At 50.9% G+C, this 21,274-nt stretch carries 14 protein-coding genes; 6 read left to right on the forward strand and 8 right to left on the reverse strand.

What is annotated here, in order from left to right:
* Nucleotides 1-81 precede the first annotated feature (81 nt).
* The 5 genes from JS578_05500 to JS578_05520 all read left to right on the forward strand — a co-directional run bounded on the left by JS578_05500 (nucleotide 82) and on the right by JS578_05520 (nucleotide 7,110).
* Nucleotides 82-771 (forward strand): NAD-dependent deacylase, encoded by a 690-nt coding sequence (locus JS578_05500; GenBank protein QRX64687.1) that lies wholly within the window; start codon nucleotides 82-84, stop codon nucleotides 769-771.
* A gap of 94 nt (nucleotides 772-865) precedes the next feature.
* A complete protein-coding gene (mutS, locus tag JS578_05505; protein ID QRX64931.1) occupies nucleotides 866-3,454 on the forward strand; it encodes a DNA mismatch repair protein MutS in 2,589 nt (862 codons plus the stop codon).
* Nucleotides 3,455-3,523: 69 nt separating this feature from the next.
* Complete coding sequence (locus tag JS578_05510) at nucleotides 3,524-4,099, forward strand: thymidine kinase (GenBank protein ID QRX64688.1); 576 nt, start codon at nucleotides 3,524-3,526, stop codon at nucleotides 4,097-4,099.
* A 128-nt stretch (nucleotides 4,100-4,227) separates the two neighbouring features.
* A complete protein-coding gene (locus JS578_05515; GenBank protein ID QRX64689.1) occupies nucleotides 4,228-4,698 on the forward strand; it encodes a hypothetical protein in 471 nt (156 codons plus the stop codon).
* 90 nt (nucleotides 4,699-4,788) lie between these two features.
* Nucleotides 4,789-7,110 carry a UvrD-helicase domain-containing protein gene (locus tag JS578_05520; GenBank protein ID QRX64690.1) on the forward strand — a complete coding sequence of 774 codons (2,322 nt, stop codon included), beginning with the start codon at nucleotides 4,789-4,791 and terminating at the stop codon, nucleotides 7,108-7,110.
* A gap of 66 nt (nucleotides 7,111-7,176) precedes the next feature.
* On the opposite strand, the gene odhB is transcribed toward JS578_05520, so the two are convergent.
* Together odhB and JS578_05530 are read right to left on the reverse strand one after the other, a co-directional pair.
* On the reverse strand, nucleotides 7,177-8,469 hold the full coding sequence (odhB, locus tag JS578_05525) for a 2-oxoglutarate dehydrogenase complex dihydrolipoyllysine-residue succinyltransferase (protein ID QRX64691.1): 1,293 nt from the start codon (nucleotides 8,467-8,469) through the stop codon (nucleotides 7,177-7,179).
* Between the two features lie 52 nt (nucleotides 8,470-8,521).
* A complete protein-coding gene (locus tag JS578_05530; protein QRX64692.1) occupies nucleotides 8,522-11,254 on the reverse strand; it encodes a 2-oxoglutarate dehydrogenase E1 component in 2,733 nt (910 codons plus the stop codon).
* Nucleotides 11,255-11,398: 144 nt separating this feature from the next.
* Between JS578_05530 and JS578_05535 the strand changes: the two genes are divergently transcribed.
* Complete coding sequence (locus tag JS578_05535) at nucleotides 11,399-13,063, forward strand: diphosphate--fructose-6-phosphate 1-phosphotransferase (protein QRX64693.1); 1,665 nt, start codon at nucleotides 11,399-11,401, stop codon at nucleotides 13,061-13,063.
* 83 nt (nucleotides 13,064-13,146) lie between these two features.
* Here the strand turns inward: JS578_05535 and JS578_05540 are convergent, their stop codons facing one another.
* From JS578_05540 to JS578_05565, 6 genes are all read right to left on the reverse strand, one after another.
* Nucleotides 13,147-15,276, reverse strand: coding sequence for a SurA N-terminal domain-containing protein (locus JS578_05540; protein QRX64694.1), 2,130 nt, complete (start codon nucleotides 15,274-15,276; stop codon nucleotides 13,147-13,149).
* Between the two features lie 171 nt (nucleotides 15,277-15,447).
* Nucleotides 15,448-16,359, reverse strand: a complete 912-nt coding sequence (locus tag JS578_05545) for an IS982 family transposase (protein ID QRX64695.1) — start codon at nucleotides 16,357-16,359, stop codon at nucleotides 15,448-15,450.
* Between the two features lie 103 nt (nucleotides 16,360-16,462).
* Nucleotides 16,463-17,719: an HlyC/CorC family transporter gene (locus JS578_05550; GenBank protein QRX64696.1), complete on the reverse strand. Its 1,257-nt coding sequence runs from the start codon at nucleotides 17,717-17,719 to the stop codon at nucleotides 16,463-16,465.
* Nucleotides 17,716-18,387 carry an LPS export ABC transporter periplasmic protein LptC gene (gene lptC / locus JS578_05555; GenBank protein QRX64697.1) on the reverse strand — a complete coding sequence of 224 codons (672 nt, stop codon included), beginning with the start codon at nucleotides 18,385-18,387 and terminating at the stop codon, nucleotides 17,716-17,718. The genes JS578_05550 and lptC overlap by 4 nt, the downstream gene beginning before the upstream one ends.
* A gap of 26 nt (nucleotides 18,388-18,413) precedes the next feature.
* Nucleotides 18,414-19,778: a hypothetical protein gene (locus JS578_05560; protein QRX64698.1), complete on the reverse strand. Its 1,365-nt coding sequence runs from the start codon at nucleotides 19,776-19,778 to the stop codon at nucleotides 18,414-18,416.
* A 114-nt stretch (nucleotides 19,779-19,892) separates the two neighbouring features.
* Nucleotides 19,893-21,233 (reverse strand): hypothetical protein, encoded by a 1,341-nt coding sequence (locus tag JS578_05565; protein ID QRX64699.1) that lies wholly within the window; start codon nucleotides 21,231-21,233, stop codon nucleotides 19,893-19,895.
* Between the last annotated feature and the right edge of the window lie 41 nt (nucleotides 21,234-21,274).

The following is a 21,274-nucleotide window of genomic DNA, read 5'->3' on the forward strand; positions in this document are numbered from 1 at the left end:
TACGATTTTATGTTGAATTATATCCCCAATCCCGCAATAAAAAACTATTTTTGCTGAATAAGAAGTGAGGAGAACCAATTGATGAAAAAGAAATTAGTGGTGCTGACAGGCGCCGGTATGAGTGCCGAAAGCGGCATCGCCACTTTCCGCGATTCAGGTGGATTGTGGGATCGCTACCCGGTGGAGCAGGTAGCCACACCCGAAGGTTTTGCCGCCGACTCGGAGCTGGTACTCGGTTTTTACAACATGCGCCGCCGTGAGCTGCTGCGTGTAAGCCCCAACGAAGGACACAAGGTGCTGGCTTCGATGGAGAAAGATTTCGAAGTGCACATCATCACCCAGAACATAGACAACCTGCACGAACAGGCCGGCAGCAGCAGGGTGCTCCACCTGCATGGCGAGCTGATGAAAGCCCGCTCTACGGGTGAAGAGACGCTTGTTTACGACCTCGACCCGAAGGATAGCGACATCCTCCCGGGCGACCTTTGTGAAAAAGGATTCCAGCTGCGGCCCCACATCGTCTGGTTCGGTGAGGCGGTTCCCATGATGGCGGAAGCGGAGCGAATCACCCGCCAGGCCGACATCTTCGTCATCATCGGTACCTCCATGAACGTTTATCCCGCTGCGGGACTGCTCGACGATGTGCGCAGGAGTGTGCCGGTTTACCTGATCGACCCCAAAGATGTAGCCACCCGCCGCTACGACATCCACCACATCCGCATGGGGGCTTCTGAAGGGGTGAAGGAGCTGCAGCGTCTGTTGACATATTGATGAATTCGCTTTGAAACTCGGCGTTTTTTTGTAATTTCGCTTCTTTAAAACAACAAAGGTAAAGCCCGTGGCAAAGAAGATAGCAGAGACACCGATGATGAAGCAGTATGTCGAGATCAAGAAGAAACATCCCGATGCCATCCTGCTGTTCCGCGTGGGCGACTTTTACGAGACCTTCTCCGACGACGCCATCATCGCCGCCGAGATCCTGGGTATCACCCTCACACGCCGTGCCAACGGCGCCGCTCAGTTCGTGGAGCTGGCCGGATTCCCCCACCACGCGCTCGACACCTACCTCCCCAAGCTGGTGCGTGCCGGGAAGAGGGTGGCGATTTGCGACCAGCTGGAAGATCCCAAACTGACCAAGAAGCTGGTGAAGAGGGGTATCACCGAACTGGTGACTCCGGGCGTCTCCATCAACGACACCATTCTGAACCACCGGGAGAACAACTTCCTCGGTTCCCTGCACATGGGTAAAAACAACCGCTACGGCATCGCCTTCCTCGATATCTCCACCGGCGAGTTCCTCACAACAGAGGGGGAAAGAGCCGAGATTGACAAGCTGCTTGCCGGCTTCTCACCAAAAGAGCTTTTGGTGGAGCGGGGCAACAGGAGAAAGGTGGAGGAGACCTTCGGCAACGCTTGGCTTCTCTCGGAGCAGGAGGACTGGATATTCACCGAGGAGGCTGCACGCGACCGCCTGCTCAACCACTTCGGAACCAAGAGTCTGAAGGGATTCGGCGTGGAACACCTTCCCCTTGGCATCATTGCATCAGGGGCGATTCTCCACTACATGGACCTCACGCAACACACCCAGATAGGACATATCAACGCACTGGGGCGGATTGAGGAGGAGCGCTACATGCGGCTCGACCGCTTCACAGTGCGCAGCCTCGAACTGGTAACCCCGATGAACGAGGGGGGTAAGACGCTGCTGAGCGTGTTGGACAAAACCCTCTCCCCCATGGGATCGCGCCTGCTGCGGCGATGGCTGCTGTTCCCACTGAAAGAGGAGAAGGAGATCAACGAGCGGCTCAACGTGGTGGAGAACTTCTTCCGGCAGCCGGAGCTGAAAGCGCTGCTCACAGAACAGATTGCGCTGATAGGCGACCTGGAGCGAATCATCTCCAAGGCGGCAGTGGGTCGCATCACTCCCCGTGAGGTGGTGCAACTCAAGGTGGCGCTCACTGCCCTGGAGCCGATCCGCGAGGCGTTCCTCACCTCTGGCAACAAGAGCCTGGAGGAGATGGGGAGGAAAATGGATCCCTGCACGACCTTGAGCGAGCGCATTGAAAAAGAGATCACCGCCGATCCCCCGGCACTGATGCACAAGGGTGGGTTCATCGGCAAAGGGGTTGACACTGAACTGGATGAACTGCGACAGATTGCCTACAGCGGCAAGGACTACCTGATGCAACTGCAGCAACGTGAAAGCGAGCGCACCGGGATTCCCTCGCTGAAAGTGGCCTTCAACAATGTCTTTGGCTACTACATCGAGGTACGCAACACCCACAGGGAGAAGGTGCCGGAGGGTTGGATCAGGAAACAGACGCTGGTGAGCGCCGAACGTTACATCACCGAAGAGTTGAAAGTGTATGAGGAAAAAATCCTGGGTGCGGAGGAAAAGATCATCGCCCTGGAGAACCGTATCTATGCCGCCCTGGTAGAAGATATCCTCAACTATATCCCGGCCATACAGGTCGACGCCGCCCTCATCGCACGGATCGACTGCCTCCTGGCATTCGCTACTGCTGCCGGTCAGTACCGTTACATCCGCCCGATGATCAACCGCTCCGATACCATCGAGATCCACAACGGTCGCCACCCGGTGATCGAGCGGGAGCTGCCCCCCGATGAACCCTATATCGCCAACGACCTCTTCCTCGACAACGACACGCAGCAGATCATCATCATCACCGGCCCCAACATGTCGGGTAAGTCGGCACTGCTGCGTCAGACTGCCCTCATCACCCTGATGGCGCAGATCGGATCCTTCGTGCCCGCGGAATCGGCCACTATCGGGCTGGTGGACAAGATCTTCACCCGTGTGGGAGCCTCCGACAACATCGCCCTGGGCGAGTCCACCTTCATGGTGGAGATGAACGAGGCGGCCAGCATCCTCAACAACCTCTCCGAGAGGAGCCTCATCCTCTTTGACGAACTGGGACGCGGCACCAGCACCTACGACGGCATCTCCATTGCCTGGGCCATCGTGGAATATATCCACGAGCACCCGCGGGCACGGGCCAAGACACTCTTCGCTACCCACTACCACGAGCTCAACGAGATGGAGAAGTCGTTCAAGCGGATCAAGAACTACAACGTGGCGGTGAAGGAGATCGACAACAGGGTGATCTTCCTCCGCAAGCTGATGCCCGGTGGCAGCGAGCATAGCTTCGGGATCCACGTGGCCCGCATGGCCGGGATGCCGCAGAGCATCACCCGCCGCGCCGACGCCATCCTGGGTGAGATGGAGTCGAACGGCAGGAAAGAGGGAATCAGCAAACCGATCAACGACTTCATCGGCAAGCGCGAAGGGTACCAGCTCAGCTTCTTCCAGCTCGACGACCCCATCCTGTGTCAGGTGCGCGATGAGATCCTCAACCTCGACGTCAACAACCTGACACCCATCGAAGCACTCAACAAACTAAACGAGATCAAGAAAATTGTAAAAGGTAAATAAAAGAGCTCCCGCATGCTGCTGAACGACGAAAGAGATGCAGCATAACAGGGAGCATCCTACCCCACAGGCATGTACAACGAAACAAACCACAACGAGACAATGCGCGCCGGCCGCATAGAGGTGATCTGCGGATCCATGTTTTCCGGCAAGACCGAGGAACTACTGCGCCGCTTGCGTCGCGCACGCATCGCCCGCCAGAAGGTGGAGATCTTCAAACCTGCACTCGACACCCGCTACTCGCAGGAAGAGGTTGTGTCGCACGACCGCAATGCCATCCTCTCCACCCCCGTGGAGCACTCCAGCAACATCCTGCTCCTCTCCTCCGGCGTGGAGGTGGTGGGCATCGACGAGGCACAGTTCTTCGACGAGGGACTGATCGACGTCTGCCAGCAACTGGCCGACCAGGGGGTGCGGGTGATCATCGCCGGCCTCGACATGGATTTCCGGCGAGTCCCCTTCGGCCCGATCCCGGGGCTCTGTGCCATTGCCGACGACGTGATCAAGGTACACGCCATCTGCGTGCGCTGCGGCAGCCTGGCGAGCTACTCCCACCGGCTGGTGAAGAACGACCGTCAGATCATGCTGGGCGAGACCGAAGAGTACCAGCCCCTATGCAGGGAATGCTACCGAAAGGCAACCACATGAGCGAAGCACAAACATACAGTTTTTTAATTCGATGTTAAACAAATAGTTTGGAGGATTGTTATTCCTTGAAGAGATTCATTTCAGGAACTGAAAGAGAATTGACAATTATTCATTAAAAACTACGACTTATGAAACTGAAAAAAATCTTTTTTGCAGTGCTTCTTATCACTGCTTTTACCACTACACTCCATGCACAAGGCTACAACTCCGCATTTGGTGTGCGCCTGGGTTATGACAATGGTCTTACCCTGAAGAAATTCTTCGCGCCGGCCAGTGCTGCCGAATTCATCCTTTCCGCCTCTCCCCGCCACTTCCAGCTCACAGGCCTTTACGAATACCAGCAGCCAGTGGCAGGTGCACCCAACCTGGACTGGTATCTCGGTATCGGTGCCCACCTGGGTGGTATCCACAAGGACAGGGACAATTATGATGGAGCCCTCCTGCTGGGTGCAGATGTGATTGCCGGTCTGGAATATATCTTTCCCAGCGCCCCCTTCACGGCCTCACTCGACTGGAAACCGTCGGTAAACTTCACCAACGACTACAACGATTACTGGTATAGCGGCTTCGCACTCAGCTTCCGTTACACCTTCAGATAATTGCTGCACAGTACATAATTACAGGACCGCTCTCAATCGAGAGCGGTTTTTTTTGCCATAGTCATCATAAAAAGTGGTATTTTTGTACCCATGCAATTGAAGAGAGAAGAAAACAAAAAAGCGTCATTCCTCGACAACCTGAACGAGGCACAGCGAGCCGCCGTAGAGTTTTGCGACGGACCCTCGCTGGTAATCGCCGGTGCAGGCTCGGGAAAAACACGCGTACTCACCTATAAGATCGCCTGGCTATTGGAGCAGGGTCTCCCACCCTATTACCTCCTGGCACTTACCTTCACCAACAAAGCAGCCAGAGAGATGAAGAGCCGTATTGCCGAGCTGGTGGGAGAGAAACAGGCGCGCCGACTCTGGATGGGAACCTTCCATTCAATTTTCTCCCGCATTCTGCGCAACGATGCAGAAGCGATCGGTTTTCAGTCCAATTTCACCATCTTCGATGCCTCCGACTCCAAGAACCTGGTCAAGCTGATTATCCGGGAGATGGAGCTTGATGACAAACAATACAAGCCTGGAGGCGTACACAACCAGATCTCCAGGGCGAAGAACAGCCTGATCACCCCCGCTATGTATGCCGCCAACAGTGAATTACTCGACTACGACCGACAGGCACGCCGTCCGGCCATCAGTGAGATTTACAGCCGCTACCAGCAACGACTACGGTCAGGCAATAGCATGGATTTCGACGACCTCCTGCTCTACACAAACATCCTCTTCCGCGACCATGCCGAAATACTGGAGCGCTACCGCAACCAATTTCAGTTCATCCTGGTGGATGAGTACCAAGATACCAATTTCGCACAGCATCTCATCGTGAAACAACTGGCAGACAAACACCACCGCGTCTGCGTGGTGGGTGACGATGCCCAGAGCATCTACTCCTTTCGTGGTGCGAACATCGACAATATCCTGAAATTCAAATCCGGATATCCAGAGACCAAGGTGTTCAAGCTGGAACAGAACTACCGCTCCACGCAGAACATCGTGAATGCCGCCAACAGCCTCATCAAGAAGAACAGCGAGCAAATCTTCAAGGAGGTTTTCTCTACCAACGATGTGGGAGAGAAGATTGAGGTGAAGAGTGCGTTCTCCGATTTCGAAGAGGGACTCATCGTCGCCAACAAGATCAGCCGGATGAGGCTCGAGAAGCATGTCGCCTGGAGCGACTTCGCCATCCTCTACCGCACCAATGCACAATCGCGCATCTTTGAGGAGTCGCTGCGCAAGAACAACATCCCCTACCGCATTTATGGTGGACTCTCTTTCTACCAGCGAAAAGAGATCAAGGATGTAATAAGCTACTTCCGGCTGATTGTGAATCCGAACGACGAGGAGGCATTCCGCCGCATCATCAACTACCCCTCCCGCGGGATTGGCGACGTGACGGTCAGCAAGATCTCCTACGCGGCAAGGCAACAACAGGTCAGTCTCTGGCAGGTAGTGGCCTCACCCTCTGTGTACTCACTGGATGTACATAGCGGTACGGCAAAAAAGATTGAAAAATTCCATGCGCTTATCAGTGGATTCATCGAACAGAACGAGAGCCTCAACGCATTTGAACTGGCACAAGAGGTGATCCGCAAGAGCGGCATCGCTGCCGAAGCCTACGAGGACATGACCCCCGAGGGGATGAGCCGCACACAGAACATACAGGAGCTGCTCAACGCCATGAGCGAGTTTGTGTCGACACGACAGGAGCAGGGAGAAGAGCAGAACAGGCTGGTGGACTTCCTCTCGGAGGTCTCGCTGCTCACCGACCAGGATACCGACCGGGAGGCGGAAAACGAGAAGGTGACCCTCATGACGGTTCACTCTGCGAAGGGACTCGAGTTCAGCCATGTCTTCGTGGTGGGGATGGAGGAGGAGCTCTTTCCCTCTGCGATGGCACGCTCAGAGATGCGGGGGCTGGAGGAGGAACGACGTCTCTTCTACGTGGCACTTACAAGAGCGAGGGAGTCCTGCACCATCACCTATGCCAAAAGCCGCTTTCGGAACGGACAGACCAACCCGGCACGGGAGAGTCGTTTCCTGAAGGATATCGACCCTTCCTATCTTGACATGGACAAGCAGACCACCTCCGGCATGGCCCGCACGGCGGAAGCAGACGATTTCTGGGGATCGATGCGGGAACAACGGATGGAAAAAGAACGGGGCTTCACCCCACCGAAAAGAGCTATTCCCCTGCAGCAGACAAACTCATCCATCCCTCTCTCGAAAGAGGCAAAAGAGCTGCAGGAAGGGGATCTCATAGAGCATGAGAGATTTGGACGAGGAGTGGTCACGACCATCGAAATGGGAGGCAGTGACCGGCGTGCTTTCGTCGATTTTGAATCGGCCGGCAAGAAACAGCTGCTGCTCAAGTTCGCTCGCTTCACCATCGTAGGCCGGTCAGAGTAAGTGTTTAACTTTCGTATAAAAAAGAGAACAGCTAAATACAAGAGCTGAGAAGTCTCGCACTGCGAATCAAAGATCCAGAAGGGCTTTCTCCCCGCTGCTGCCGGTGAACAGCAACTCCAGCGGATTCTCCAGCAACTGCTTTACCCGCACTAGGAAACCGACTGAATCTTTGCCGTCAATCACCCTGTGGTCGTACGACAACGCCACATACATCATCGGCCGGATCACCACCTCACCCTCAACGGCTACCGGTCGTTCAAGGATGTTGTGCATTCCCAGGATGGCCGACTGTGGCGGATTGATGATTGGTGTAGACATCATTGAGCCGAAGACACCACCATTGGTCACGGTGAAGGTACCACCGGTCATCTCAGGGATGGAAAGCTTGCCGTTGCGAGCCTTCTCAGCTACCTCAGCGATGGCTTTCTCTATCTCTGCCAGGGTGAGGCTCTCCACGTTACGGATCACCGGCACCATCAGTCCCTTGGGTGCACTCACCGCCACCGAGATATCAGCATAATCGTAGGTCACCAGGTTTTCACCATCCATCATGGCATTCACATTGGGATACTCACGCAAGGCAACCGCACAGGCTTTCAGGAAAAAGGACATCATCCCCAGCTTGATACCATGCTTCTCTACAAACTGGTTTTGATAACGCTTGCGCAGATCCATGATTGGTTTCATATCCACCTCGTTAAAGGTGGTGAGCATGGCAGTCTCATTCTTCACTGATACCAGCCGCTCACTCAGCTTGCGGCGCAATGAGCTCATCCGTTCGCTGCGGCTCTCCCTGTTCACAGGTTGACGCAATCCGACGGGACTGTGAAGATTACCGGCCGACATCGCAGCCTCCACATCTTCACCTCTGAGACGACGGAGTCCCTGAATCACATCCTCCACAGAGAGACCGTTCTCCTCCATCATCTTTGCAGCCAAGGGCGTCACCTTTACCTCCTCGTAAGCGGTACTCTCTGACGTGGTTGTCGGCCCCTTCTCTGCGGGTACAACCTCTTTCTCCGGCTCGGGTGTTGCAACTTTCTCTGCCTTTTCTCCCGATGGTGCGTCAACAGATGCCTCTGTCTCCGGGGCCTCTGCTGTTGCTGTCTCCTCCGGAGCTACAGATGTATCGATCACGCAGGCAACTACACCCACCTCCAGCATCTCTCCCTCAGGAGCTTTGAAAGTGATTTTTCCACTTTCGTCAGCAACCAGCATCAGGGTTGCCTTTTCTGATTCCAGTTCGGCAATCTCGCTGTTCTTCCTAACAACAGACCCGTCGGTCACCAACCAGCGCGTCAGTTCTACATGAGTGATTGATTCTCCGGGACTTGGTATTTTAATCTCTACTTGTGCCATTATTCTTTAATTGAGATAGATTGAATGAAGTTGATTCTGAGATGGGGCTGCCTCAGTGAGTTGTGGTATCAATTGCCTGTTGGATGATCGCAGCCTGATTAATCTTGTGCAGCGCCGTCAGACCTTCGGCAGTAACACCGCTGGCGGGCCTTCCTATAAGCCTTAGACGACAGTCGCCCAGCTGCTGCTTCACGAAGGTGGCAGCACCCATGTTAAGCGGCTCCTCTTGTACCCATACCCATTCAACATCTGAGGGATAGCCGGCTGTGATTTCAAGCAGCTGTTTCTCAGGGAAAGGATAGAGTTGTTCGATCCGGATGATTGCCACATCATCCTTTTCCGCTTCACGCCGTGCAGACTCCAGTTCGTAATAAATTTTCCCGCTGCAGAGAAGGATTCTCCTCACTTTCGAGCGATCATCGGTAAGATGATCCCCGATTGCCTCACGGAAGCTTCCCTCGGTGAATTCATCCAGCGAAGAGACACACTCCGGATGACGCAGCAGACTCTTTGGCGTGAAGAGGATCAGCGGTACCCTGATATCGCGATGGAGCTGCCGCCTCAACACATGGAAGAGGTTGGCAGGTGTGGTGCAGTTCACCACCTGCAGGTTGAGGTTGGCACAAAGAGTCAGAAACCGCTCCATGCGACCGCTCGAGTGCTCGGCGCCCTGCCCCTCGTAACCATGAGGCAGCAGCATCACCAGTCCCGACTTGATGCCCCACTTCTCCTGGGCGGCAGCGATGTACTGGTCCACGATCACTTGTCCCACGTTGTAAAAGTCACCAAACTGAGCTTCCCAGATGGTAAGCCCATCAGGATGAGCCAGCGCGTAGCCATATTCAAATCCCAGGATCCCGTACTCGTTCAGGGGCGAATTGTAAACACGTACGGCAGCCTGCTCCCCCCCCAGGTTTTTGAGAGGGAAATATTTTTCTTTGCCGTCTTCGGTGATGATCTCGGCATGACGGTGCGAGAAGGTGCCCCTTTCAGAGTCCTGGCCGCTCAGCCTCACCGTATGCTTCTCCCATGCCAAAGAGGCATAAGCCATCAGTTCACCCATGGCCCAGTCGTACCTATCTTCGCTGATCATGGCAGCACGCTGGGCAAACAGACGCACGGTCTTGTTGAAAAATTTCTTATCTGCCGGCAGGGTGGTAATCCGCTCTGCCAGTTGCAGGAAGAGTTCCTTCGGGATCTTCGTGTCAGTGGAACGCTCGAAATCAGTTGCCTCCGGTAAACGAATTCCCTCGTATTTGCCAGCGAAGAATGGTTGCAGGTTAAGTCGGCTGGTAGAAAGTGATGCTTCATAATCATCCTCAAGCCTCTGGTGAAAAGCTGCCACACGCTCATCGAACGCCTGCCGGGTAATCACCCCTTCTTCGATCAGTTTCTCAGCATAGATATCGCGCGGGTTCTTATGCTTCGCAATGATGTCATACAACTCTGGTTGTGTGAAACGGGGTTCATCACCCTCATTGTGACCATACTTGCGGTAAGAGAGCAGGTCGATGAAGACATCGATGTTGAACATCTGACGGAACTCCAGCGCCAGCTTCGCCACGTAGACCATCGCCTCAATGTCATCGCCGTTCACATGGAACACCGGCGACTGTGTCACCTTGGCCACGTCGGTACAGTAGGTGCTAGAGCGCCCCAGCAGGTAACTGGTGGTGAACCCCACCTGGTTGTTGATCACGATGTGAATTGTGCCGCCTGTCTTGTAACCCTGCAGCTTCGAGAACTGAATGGTTTCATAGACCACTCCCTGACCGGCTATGGCGGCATCACCATGCACCAGGATGGGCAGTACTGAATCATCGGTGAAGTCATGTTCATTCTCAAGCTTGGCACGTGCGATACCCTGTACCACAGGCCCAACCGTCTCCAGGTGAGACGGATTGGGGGCTAGGCTGATGGAGATGGTACGCCCCTCGTAGTCAATGGTATTGTTGTACCCAAGGTGGTACTTCACATCACCATACTTGATCTCCTCCTCGTAGTTCTGGGCATTGAACTCGCGAAACACCTGCGAGTAAGGTTTCTTCATGATGTTGGTCAGCACGTTGAGGCGTCCCCGGTGTGCCATCCCCAACACCATCTCGTTCACGTCGTAAGGACCCGCATGGGCAATCATCGCTGCCAGAGCGGGGATGATTGACTCGGAACCCTCAAGCGAGAAACGCTTCTGACCGACAAATTTCTTGTGCAGGTAATCCTCGAAACCAGAGGCTTCGATCAGTCGGTCGAGGATCTGCAGCTTCGCCTCCTTTGTAAAGGTCTCTCTGTTCCGGCTGCTCTCCATCCTTACCTGCAACCACTGCACGATTTCCGGCTTGGTCATGTAACGATATTCTACACCTATCGATTTGCAGTAAGTGGCTTCCAGATGTTCAATGATGCTGCGCAGGGTTGTCCTCCCCAGACCGACCTCTTTTCCCGCCTCAAATAAGGTGTCAAGATCGCTCTCCGAGAGATCAAAATTTTCAATGTCGAGCGTGGGGGAGTAACTGCGGCGGGTGCGCACGGGATTTGTTTTGGTGAAGAGATGACCACGCCGCCTGTAACCGTTAATCAACCGCATCACAGCGATCTCCTTGGGTGAGTGTCCGTTCAACTCTTTCGACGCAACAGGTTTTGTGGGGAAATTGGCAACAGCCAAATCAAATCCCTGAAAGAAAAAGCGAAAACTTTCATCTACCGCCTCGGGTGATTCCTTATATTTCTGATACAAAGCCTCAAGGGCTTCAATGTCCATGTTACCTAGTTCGTTTTTGGCATTCATCGGTCAATACTGCTGTGAGAATAATGATATAAATGGTAAAGATGGCGAAATTGTTCGTTTAAACCAACAAAAATTGCTATTTTTGATGCTTCAAATTATTCTCCACAAAAAAGATAGGATATCAACATCATAAAATTCATTCCAATGACAAAAAGCGCTTTACAAATTGCGAGGGCCGCTTATGAGCCCAAGATGCCCGAAGGATTGAAGGGTAACGTGAATATTCAGGAGGGAGCAGCCACACAATCGGTGCGGGACCAGGAGGAGATAGCCAAGCTGTTTCCAAACACTTATGGGAAGCCGATTGTCACCTTCTCGGGGAGTGCCGGCAAACAAGGCACCGTCACACCATACAACGTGGGAGTAATACTCTCCGGCGGACAGGCGCCCGGCGGACACAACGTGATTGCCGGCATCTTCGACGGTATCAAAAGATTGCATCAGGAGAGTAAACTCTACGGGTTCATCCTGGGACCGGGCGGACTGGTAGACCACAAATACAAAGAGTTGAGCGCAGAAATCATCGACGAGTACCGTAACACCGGAGGTTTCGACATCATTGGCTCCGGACGCACCAAGCTGGAAACCAAGGAACAGTTCGACAAGGGGCTGGAGATCCTGAAGGAGCTGGACATCAAAGCACTGGTGATCATCGGTGGTGATGACTCCAATACCAACGCCTGCGTGCTGGCCGAATACTACGCATCCATAAACTCCGGTGTACAGGTCATCGGATGCCCCAAGACAATAGACGGTGACCTCAAGAATGAGCAGATAGAGACCTCCTTCGGTTTTGACACCGCCTGTAAAGTCTACTCGGAGCTGATTGGCAACATCCAGCGCGACTGCAACTCGGCACGCAAGTACTGGCATTTTATCAAGGTGATGGGACGCTCAGCCTCCCACATCGCACTCGAATGTGCGCTGCAAACACATCCCAACATCTGCATCGTCTCAGAGGAGGTAGAAGCAAAGGGATGGTCGCTCGACCAGATTATTGACGACATCGCAACGGTGATCGCCAAACGTGCAGAAAGTGGACTGAACTTCGGAACGGTGATCATCCCCGAGGGACTGATCGAGTTCATCCCCGCCATGAAGAAGCTGATCAGTGAATTGAACGACTTCCTGGCGCACAACCAGGAGGAGTTCGACCTGGTACGTCGCTCCGGTAAACGCGATTACATCATCAGCAAATTGTCACACGAAAACGCTGAAATCTATGCCAGTCTGCCCGAAACGGTGGCTCGCCAGCTCACCCTCGACCGTGACCCACACGGCAACGTGCAGGTGTCGCTTATCGAGACGGAGAAGCTCCTGGCAGAGATGGTAAAGAACAGGCTGAGTGAGTGGAAGAAAGAGGGCAAATACAAAGGTAAGTTTGCCACCATCACCCACTTCTTCGGCTACGAAGGTCGCTGTGCCGCCCCCTCCAACTATGATGCGGACTATTGTTACTCTCTTGGATACACCGCTTCGATGCTGGTTGCTGCCGGTAAGACAGGTTACATGTCATCGGTACGCAACACAACCGCCGCCGCTGCTGAGTGGATTGCCGGCGGGATACCCATCACCATGATGATGAATATGGAAAGACGTCACGGCGAAATGAAACCGGTCATACAGAAAGCTCTGGTAGAGCTCGAGGGTGAACCGTTCAACTACTTCGTAAGCCAGCGCGACAAGTGGGCCATTGAGACTGACTACGTATATCCCGGTCCGATACAATACTTTGGACCCACCGAGGTATGTGACCAACCCAGCAAAACCCTGCAGCTGGAACAAAAGGGATGTATCGTGGTGCAGTAACATCACTACACCTGCGATACAGACGAAAAAAGGGCTGGCCAGATGGCCAGCCCTTTTACTGTTTGATTGTCTGAAAGAAGAGATCAAAAGAAACGGAACCGGTTGTCTTCAACACCCAATTTCTCTTTCAGTATCTCCACCGACTGCATTTGCAGACGATAAGCCTTCTCGTTCATCATGCTGTTCTTTTCTGCATCGGCATCGTAGCTCTCAGTACCCTGAGTGCGATTGGTTACTTGTGTCACATAGACACCCATGTTCCCCTTGATAGGACCCTGCACGCTGTTGAGCGGTGCAAAGGCAGAGAGGGCATTCATCACAGGTTCATATCCCAGCCCTGTGATGTTCTGTGTATTGAAGTTGACAAACCGAACTGTGTCGGTACGACTGTTCATCGCTTCGGCATAAGCATCAATTGTGGTGAGATTTTGAGCTTTCAAGTCAGCAATCATCTTCTCTGCCTTCTTCTCATTCAGCAATTGCGATCTGATGCCTGATGCAACCTCTGAGAGAGGTGCTGTCCCTGCAGGGATCACCTGATCCACGCGAGCTATCACGCGCTGATTGGTCAAGTCGAACTTCTTCACGCTACCGGGCTTCTTCTCTCTGGCAGCCCAGGTGATCACCTGTCGTGAACCGGGTATCTGCGCCAATGTGAATTCATTCGCCGAAACTGTGATATTGGGCATCACCATGTATCCCTTTTCGGAGGCCAGTTCGTTGAATTTGCTTCCCACCTCGGGTGTGGAAACAAACTGATTCAGTTCATTGTCAATGTTATTGGAAGTCTTCTCACTGGCAATCACCGGCATGTCGATGATAGCTACCTTGTACTTGTTCACCGGACGGGTTCTCTCCTCTATCTGAATAATAACCTGTTGACCCGGCAGCGACAACTTCACCAACTCACCTACTGGGCTGTTGAATACTGTTTCCACCATCTCGGAACCAAACGATGCCAGATCGATCTCCCTGGCCCATCCCACATCACCACCGTTAGAACTGGGATTGAGACTGTTGGCTACATCGGCAAACGACTGCCCTTCACGTATCACATTGTAAAGACTATCCGTAAAACGGGTTACAATTGAGTCCTGACCAACCATGGAACCGCTGGGAATTGACATCATCCTGAAATGTACCGAATCAGGGGCGATCTTTTTGTCAATCAGCTTCACAATCTGGTATGAGTCGCCTTCACGCTCGGGACCATACAGCTCGTTGATGGCTGCCGAACGTACGAACTCAATCTGATCGGGTGTCAACATTTGCTCACTCATGAATACATCACGATAAGGTACCTGAGAATAGTCGGCAACCACGGTAGCCGGATTCTGGCTGTTCTGTAACTCGGTGAATGCCACACGCGACTCAGCCTCTACCTCTGCATAATCCTCATCACTGGGTAAAATCTGCTTCGAGAAGTAAGAAAGTTTCACAAGAGGAGCTTCCAGACGATAATCATCTTTGTGCTTGTCATAATAGGCCTTTATCTCCTTTTCTGTTACCGTCACAACCGTATCGGGAATGGTGAAATAGTTCTGGACCACATATGCCATATCGGCATTCTGTTGTGTCAGCTCAAAATTGCTTTTCGCTTCTGCATCGTTGGTGATCACGGCGCTGGAAAGCAGTGAGGTATATTTCTCTTCCAGACGCTGTGTCCTGACCATCTCTTCAATAAAGAGCCAGAGAGATTTGTATTGATTCACGATCGACTGCTCTTCCGGATTGGGACTCGGCATGTTGATGGTGTTGAGGAAATCGACCAGTGCGGTACGGCTAAACATCCCTGTTTGCGGATCGACGAAAAAGGGAAGTTGCTGCAGAACGGGTGAAATAAACTCACCATGTACCAAGTCGTTGATCTCCTCCTTGCTTACACTCAATCCCAGTTTGTCTGTCTGATTCTCCAGCAGCCGCTGACGCACCATTTGTTGGTAAACCGCTTCACGAATCTGTGCGGAGGTGTTCTCGTCAAGTGAACTCTGACCGCTCACCATCTTCTGGAACTCCTCAAACTCAGTAATCTTGTCGGCATAGTCCTTGGTGGATATCACTTCGCCGTTTACCACAAACGCTTTATCCTGTGCCTTCCCGAAAAGAGTGGTACCGGAAGTGAGCAAGTCTCCTAAAACAAAAGCAAGCAATGCCACCCCAATAACGATGACCAACAACGTGCCTTTATCCCTAATCTTTTGTAAAGTAGCCATTTAACTAATCTTTAGTGCTGTTTAAAAGGTAAAATGTAATTTGATTCAAATAAGGGTGCGAAGTTAGTAAAAATAAAGTAGATATACCGGTTTTTTCATGGAAAAGTATGCAATGGTGAGGTGAAATAAACGCATTCAGTCACACTATTAACGTGAGTTCGGGATAACATATTATCCCCAAATGGTTAATTGACTTGACTTTTCCACTTCAAATTTGATTGAAGGCTTTTTGGGAAAGAAACAATATGCCACCAATGCAGCAATTATGTTCATGATGAAATTATGTGTGGAACGATGCCTTGAATGTTCTATCTGGCAGATATTCTTCAGTTCATCATTGATGGACTCAATTACAGATCTTTTGCGTAAGAGAATCTTGTCGCGGAATGACATCAGGGAATTTTTCATATTTGAGCGTATACCGGTCACTAAATGAACACCCTGGTCAAACAGCATCTCGAAGAGCTTTGTGCTGATGTAACCCTTGTCTGCATATAGTTTACCGAAAAGATCTTTGGTAAGAACATTGATTACGTCAGGGTTTCTATCGTCGACATTGCCTTTTGTGAGAGAGAAATTCAGCAATTCACCCTTTTCGTTACAGACCAGATGAAGCTTGAATCCAAAAAACCAGCCCATCGTACTTTTCCCTCTTTGTGCCAGATCCCTGAATACTTTATTCGAGTGTATACGCTTGTTATGACATACTTTAATGGGAGTGCTATCCACATATGTAATGCCTGTGCATTCACCAAATCCAAAGAGTTTGAGCAAGAGCATGAAAGGTACAATCACCCTGGGTTGCAACTCGACAAAACGGTTGTAGGAAACGGCATTTGGAAAATAGCTCTTCATGTGTTTGCAAATATAAAACAGGTAATAATTCTTGAAATTATGGAAGGTTCCGCAGTGGAAACAGACCATCACGGCAATAATCTCGCTCTGGGACATTTGCGTTTTCCTGTTTCTCCTTTTAGTTGTACCCCCGGCTTGAAGTTGATGATTCTGAATTTCATTCTCATATTCTGCACAAAAATCGTCGGCAATACAAAATATTTCAATAACTTTGTCTGTTGTGATCATAGGGCTGATGTTTGTTATTTGTTTGATTATCAGCTATAAATATACAAATAATCTCCCTATATCACAACTTTTTTTATGCTTTTCTTATCCCGAACTCACGTTATTAACTCATCTGCAAACGCACCACTTCAATTTTGCGAGCTGTAACTTTCAGTATCTTAAAGGTATATTTACCAATGATCACCGTCTCATAGGTCTTGGGAAATCGTTGTGTGTGGTGGAGCAGGTAACCGGCAACGGTTGAATAGTCGTCCGACTCTGGAAGTCCGAGGTGGTACAATTCGTTCAGCTGGTCTATTTCCATGCGTCCGGAGAGCACATAAGCATCCTCTCCCTCCTTCTTGATGAAGTTCGACTTCACATCATACTCATCTTCAATATCACCAAAAATTTCTTCAACCAGGTCCTCCATGGTCACGATACCGGAGGTGCCTCCAAATTCATCGACCACCACGGCAATGCTCTTGCGTTGCTGCATCAGATCACTCATCAACTGTCTGGCCGACATGCTCTCCGGCACAAACGAGATAGATGCCACACAACCTGTCCAATCGGCTGGTTGGCTGAAGATCTCCCAGATATGAATGTACCCCAGTATGTTGTCAATGTCCTCTTTGTAGACCAGTATCCGTGAGAGACCTGTTTCAATAAATTTCTCTTTTAGTGTTTCCACTTCTGTGTCAACACTCACTGCTACAATTTCAGCTCGTGGGACCATGCAATCCTTGATTTTCAGGCCGGAGAAGTCGAGGGCATTCCGGAAGATCTTCACCTCTGAATCCAAATCCTCTTCGTTTGTCAGCTCGTTGATGCTCTTCTTCACGAAAGCGTTCAACTCTTGTTGTTCATATTCTTCTGTCTTTGGATCAACAATAGGAACACCAAACAGCTTCAGTATGAATTTAGAAAAAAAAATGAAAAAGCGGGTCAGCGGATAGAAAAGTACATAAAAGAGGAAAGCGGGCAAAACAAGCAACCTCATCCAGAAGTTCGCACTGTGTTGAAACAACAGCCGCGGCAGCAACTGATAAATGATTGGTATGATCAGCAGTAGTGAAAGGATAAAGATCAGCAGCTGAGAAAGGGGGATAGCAGCTCCGGCTGTCTGTAGCTGCAGCAATATCAGCGAAAAGGCAACCAGAAACACAAGTGCCATGGTTTTACCCACGGCCAGAGTGGCTAAAAATTGTCTCGGATGACCGAATAAAGTGTTATACAGATAATTCATATAACCCGCCTTCTTGCTTCGGATGGCGAATTTAAACTTATCGCAGGAAAGGAATGCAGCCTCAGTACCCGAGAAAAAAAGGGCGAATATCAAACTGACGATCAACCAGCTGATGGATTGAGATAGTGTCATGGTTGCTGTTCTTTGATGACCTGCTCCGGCTGCTGTTTCTTTTGAAGAGCCAATGTTGTATCGGCATTCTGTTGCAATGAGTCTTCTACCGGATTCTCGGTAAAGGGGAGCTTCCCATCATGTGGGCGAAATATGCGGTAGTCTGTCATAGACTGATTTGACTCAAAGCCATATCCCTTAATCTCAGTCACACCTCGTTTAATCACAATATAACTTTCGGAGTAAACCTTTTCGTTCTTCTGATCCCAGAACAGCTCCTCACTGTCGAAGACCTCACCCCTCATGTTTTCCACATGCACATTTTTCTTCAACTGCCAGAGATCCTTCTTGCTGAAATACCAGGCAGTGTCAGCCATAACTGTTGCCTCGATACTAAAGTCTGGTGTAAACCGCTCAAGATATATCCCTTGTGGGAAAAACCAGTAAGGTTCGGTGGCCTTGTCAAACACACGCCACTCATCAGCAACCAACTTATAACGTGTTATTCCCGAATCGGAAATCAACGTGGTAACTGAATCGGTGACCATGGTAGGCACCTGTTCAGGATCGTAGCTGAAGGGCACTAGATTCTCGTCTTTCTCTTTGCAGGAAACAAAAAAAAGCGACATAACAACCATTGCTACAATGGTTGTTATGCGCCATATAAATATATTGTGTTGTTTCTTCAACACCTATTCAATTTGAATTCTGTTTCTTAACGTAAACGCACCGTGGTGGATTCTCCAATCCAGCCGGGAATGTGTACTGTTTCACCCGCTTTAATGCCCATCATAAAGGCGGTCTCAGTATCCATATAAGCTGCTGAGTAGCGATTGATCAAGCTGTTGGCTTTACCGGCCACACTAGGATCTACTGAACGTGCTTTTTGCAGTTTATCAACCGCAGCACAATAGACCAGCCCTGCCTTCTCAGGCTCAGAGAAGATGCTGTTGGCCGAGCTGGCGTAGAGCTGGGCTATCAGGACATAGGCCTCTCCGTTATTGGCATTGTACTCCAATGCATCGTAAGCAGCCGAACGGGCACGGGCAAAGTTACGCTGGTTGGAAAAGATGCCGGCAAGTTGCATCATGTAGTTCGATGACTTGCTCTTGTCAGTTTCCAGCTGAGCGGCCTCGCTGTAATACTTCACCGCTGTGTCATAATCCTTGTCACGCAAGCTCTTGTTGGCCAGACCCAGTGCAGCACTGGCAGAAGGCTCCAGAATGTGCAGATACTCCGATGCAGTGAAGTAAAGATCTGAATCGGTACATCCTACCGATGCAAGGGCATCGAGCACCTCGTTCAGGAACTCCTTGTTCTGCTTGTTGGGCTCCACCTTGTCGGCATAATATTCGTTGAGCGTCTTGCAGTCGCCGGCACCGCTGGCAACAAATCCTTTCACGATTCCCTCTTTCACCATTCCCAGGTAATCGGCGTTGGCCTGGTCACTACTCGACTTGTAATTGGCGATGGCCTGATCCACATATCCTACTACATTAAAATAGTCGCTGATATATTGATCCTTGTTTGAGTTGTCAACGAGGTACTGGGTCAGTGAGGCAACCATGAAGTAGGAGTAGGCATCCAGCGGATACATCTCACCCTTCATTTCATTTACCGCTTCACCCAACCAGTCGTAAACCACCTTTTGATCGGTCTTGTCACCCTTCAACTCCATATAGTCATAGGTCTTGTATGCAAGGATGGTACCCTTGGCATCATCTGAGCCAAAATACTTCAACCGTGTGTCATAGATCTCCATCACCTTGTCAAGGTATTCCTGTTTCTTCGCTTCGTCGGTTGCGGAAGCATGAAGTGCCTTGAAAATGCGAGGTCCATAAATATAGATGTTTTTGCTCGAAGCGGGACAATTAACATAAGCCTCTGTCCAAGGTCCCAGTGCACTTTCGTAAGCTTCAGCCTTTGCTGCGGTTTGCATAAGACTTAGGTTCTCCCGGCAGCTGATACTATCCTCCCCATGTCCGTAAGGAGAGTTGACCGGATCATAGTCTGCTTTCTGGGCGCTGGCTCCTGCCACCAGCAGGAATGCCATGAAACCTGATACTAAAATTTTTTTCATATTCTCTGTTTGTTTAAAGTTGTTTCTACTTCCAATGGTTGAGATTTGGACGAAATGTTAAAAGGAAAGTTTAATCTGTCCCCTCACATCTACACAAATTGAGATAACGATTCATCAGTTAAATTGCCGTTTAAAGAACCAAAACTCGTTAATGTTCATGTTCAGTGAAATCTTAAACATATCCTGACTGATCATGTAGTTCGCATCCGGCTGCTGCCTTGAATAGCCGAAGCCGATGTTGAGCATGGAGACATGACCGCTCATGTAATCACGAAAAGGCAAACCGAGACCCAGACTCACCCCATATTCACGGTAACTGCCCATACCCACGCTCAATCCACTCTCCGGATTTACAACAGAGAAGTTGCTGTATGCATTTGAATATGAAAGCCCTCCCCTGAAACGAATGCGCTGAAAAAAGTTCTGGCTCACCGGATCAATCACATATTCCATACCGGTGTTGATGCGAATCACGTTGTTATACCGATTGTCTGCAGTGAGGCCATCCAGCAAGTCAGGATACTCAACTCCCTTCCACTTCTGGTAAGTGCCATCCAGACCAAGCAGCAGACGGCCGGTGGTGTAGGTAAATCCCAGCCCGAAGGTCTCCGGCAGTTGAAACGATGCTCCCTGTATGGTATCGTTGAGTTTCTCCTGTGCAGGAGTTAGCCACGGATTCTCATAAGGATCGTCGCTGAAGAGTAAAACAGAGTGATTCACATCTGCTTTTGGCCGGATAGAAGGGGTGTAAACAGCTCCTACTGTTATGGATCGGTTCTTTTCAAGTTCATAACGATATTGCCACCCGAAATCATACTTCAAATCACGAAGGGTATAAGAGTGCTTATCCTCAGTGACCAGGGCGGCGGTAGAGATCGGCATCACCACACTGCTGCGGGAGAAACTGCCAAAGAGGTAAGAGATGTTGACTCCGGCAGAGAAGTTCTTCACCGGCTCCCACGCAACCCCGGCATAGACCTGGGTCAAACCGCCCGTACCACGATAAGTTTCTAAATATTGCAGGTCGGAGAGTGATCGTACTCCTCCAAAGTTGTAACCTGTTTTGGAATAGGGCAACAGACCAATACTTCCTCCCACATTGCGGAGGAGCGGGAACTGCATGGCCACGTAATCGAGGTTCCCATTGTAAAAGTCTCGCTTGTTGATGCCGTCGTTCATGTGAGCCAGGTGACCTGAAACACCCATGTCGAAGATGAAGGTGAGTGAGTCCAGCTCCGAGTAGGAAGCCGGGTTGCCGGGGTTGACCTGCTGGCTGCGGCGCAACCCGTAACTGATCCCTCCCATCGCTTCTGAGGCGCCAAGTGAAGGGTTGGAAAGCAACCCGTACCCATACCTGCTGTAGGGTGAATTGGAGCCCACTTGTTGTGCAAATATTACAACGGATATTGATAGAAAAGCGATCAGCGAAAAGATCCTTTTTTTCCTGCTATTCATTTGTTTTCGGTAGTTGAACCAGCTCGAGGCAGCTTGTTTAA

The sequence above is a fragment of the Dysgonomonadaceae bacterium zrk40 genome (assembly GCA_016916535.1).
In the GTDB taxonomy this organism is placed as follows: domain Bacteria; phylum Bacteroidota; class Bacteroidia; order Bacteroidales; family Dysgonomonadaceae; genus Proteiniphilum.

What these genes read in the sequence shown, in the direction of transcription:
- JS578_05500 (QRX64687.1), top strand. Translation starts at nt 82, where the DNA reads ATGAAAAAGAAATTAGTGGTGCTGACAGGCGCCGGTATGAGTGCCGAA.
- mutS (QRX64931.1), top strand. Translation starts at nt 866, where the DNA reads ATGATGAAGCAGTATGTCGAGATCAAGAAGAAACATCCCGATGCCATC.
- JS578_05510 (QRX64688.1), top strand. Translation starts at nt 3,524, where the DNA reads ATGTACAACGAAACAAACCACAACGAGACAATGCGCGCCGGCCGCATA.
- JS578_05515 (QRX64689.1), top strand. Translation starts at nt 4,228, where the DNA reads ATGAAACTGAAAAAAATCTTTTTTGCAGTGCTTCTTATCACTGCTTTT.
- JS578_05520 (QRX64690.1), top strand. Translation starts at nt 4,789, where the DNA reads ATGCAATTGAAGAGAGAAGAAAACAAAAAAGCGTCATTCCTCGACAAC.
- odhB (QRX64691.1), bottom strand. Translation starts at nt 8,469, where the DNA reads ATGGCACAAGTAGAGATTAAAATACCAAGTCCCGGAGAATCAATCACT.
- JS578_05530 (QRX64692.1), bottom strand. Translation starts at nt 11,254, where the DNA reads ATGAATGCCAAAAACGAACTAGGTAACATGGACATTGAAGCCCTTGAG.
- JS578_05535 (QRX64693.1), top strand. Translation starts at nt 11,399, where the DNA reads ATGACAAAAAGCGCTTTACAAATTGCGAGGGCCGCTTATGAGCCCAAG.
- JS578_05540 (QRX64694.1), bottom strand. Translation starts at nt 15,276, where the DNA reads ATGGCTACTTTACAAAAGATTAGGGATAAAGGCACGTTGTTGGTCATC.
- JS578_05545 (QRX64695.1), bottom strand. Translation starts at nt 16,359, where the DNA reads ATGATCACAACAGACAAAGTTATTGAAATATTTTGTATTGCCGACGAT.
- JS578_05550 (QRX64696.1), bottom strand. Translation starts at nt 17,719, where the DNA reads ATGACACTATCTCAATCCATCAGCTGGTTGATCGTCAGTTTGATATTC.
- JS578_05560 (QRX64698.1), bottom strand. Translation starts at nt 19,778, where the DNA reads ATGAAAAAAATTTTAGTATCAGGTTTCATGGCATTCCTGCTGGTGGCA.
- JS578_05565 (QRX64699.1), bottom strand. Translation starts at nt 21,233, where the DNA reads ATGAATAGCAGGAAAAAAAGGATCTTTTCGCTGATCGCTTTTCTATCA.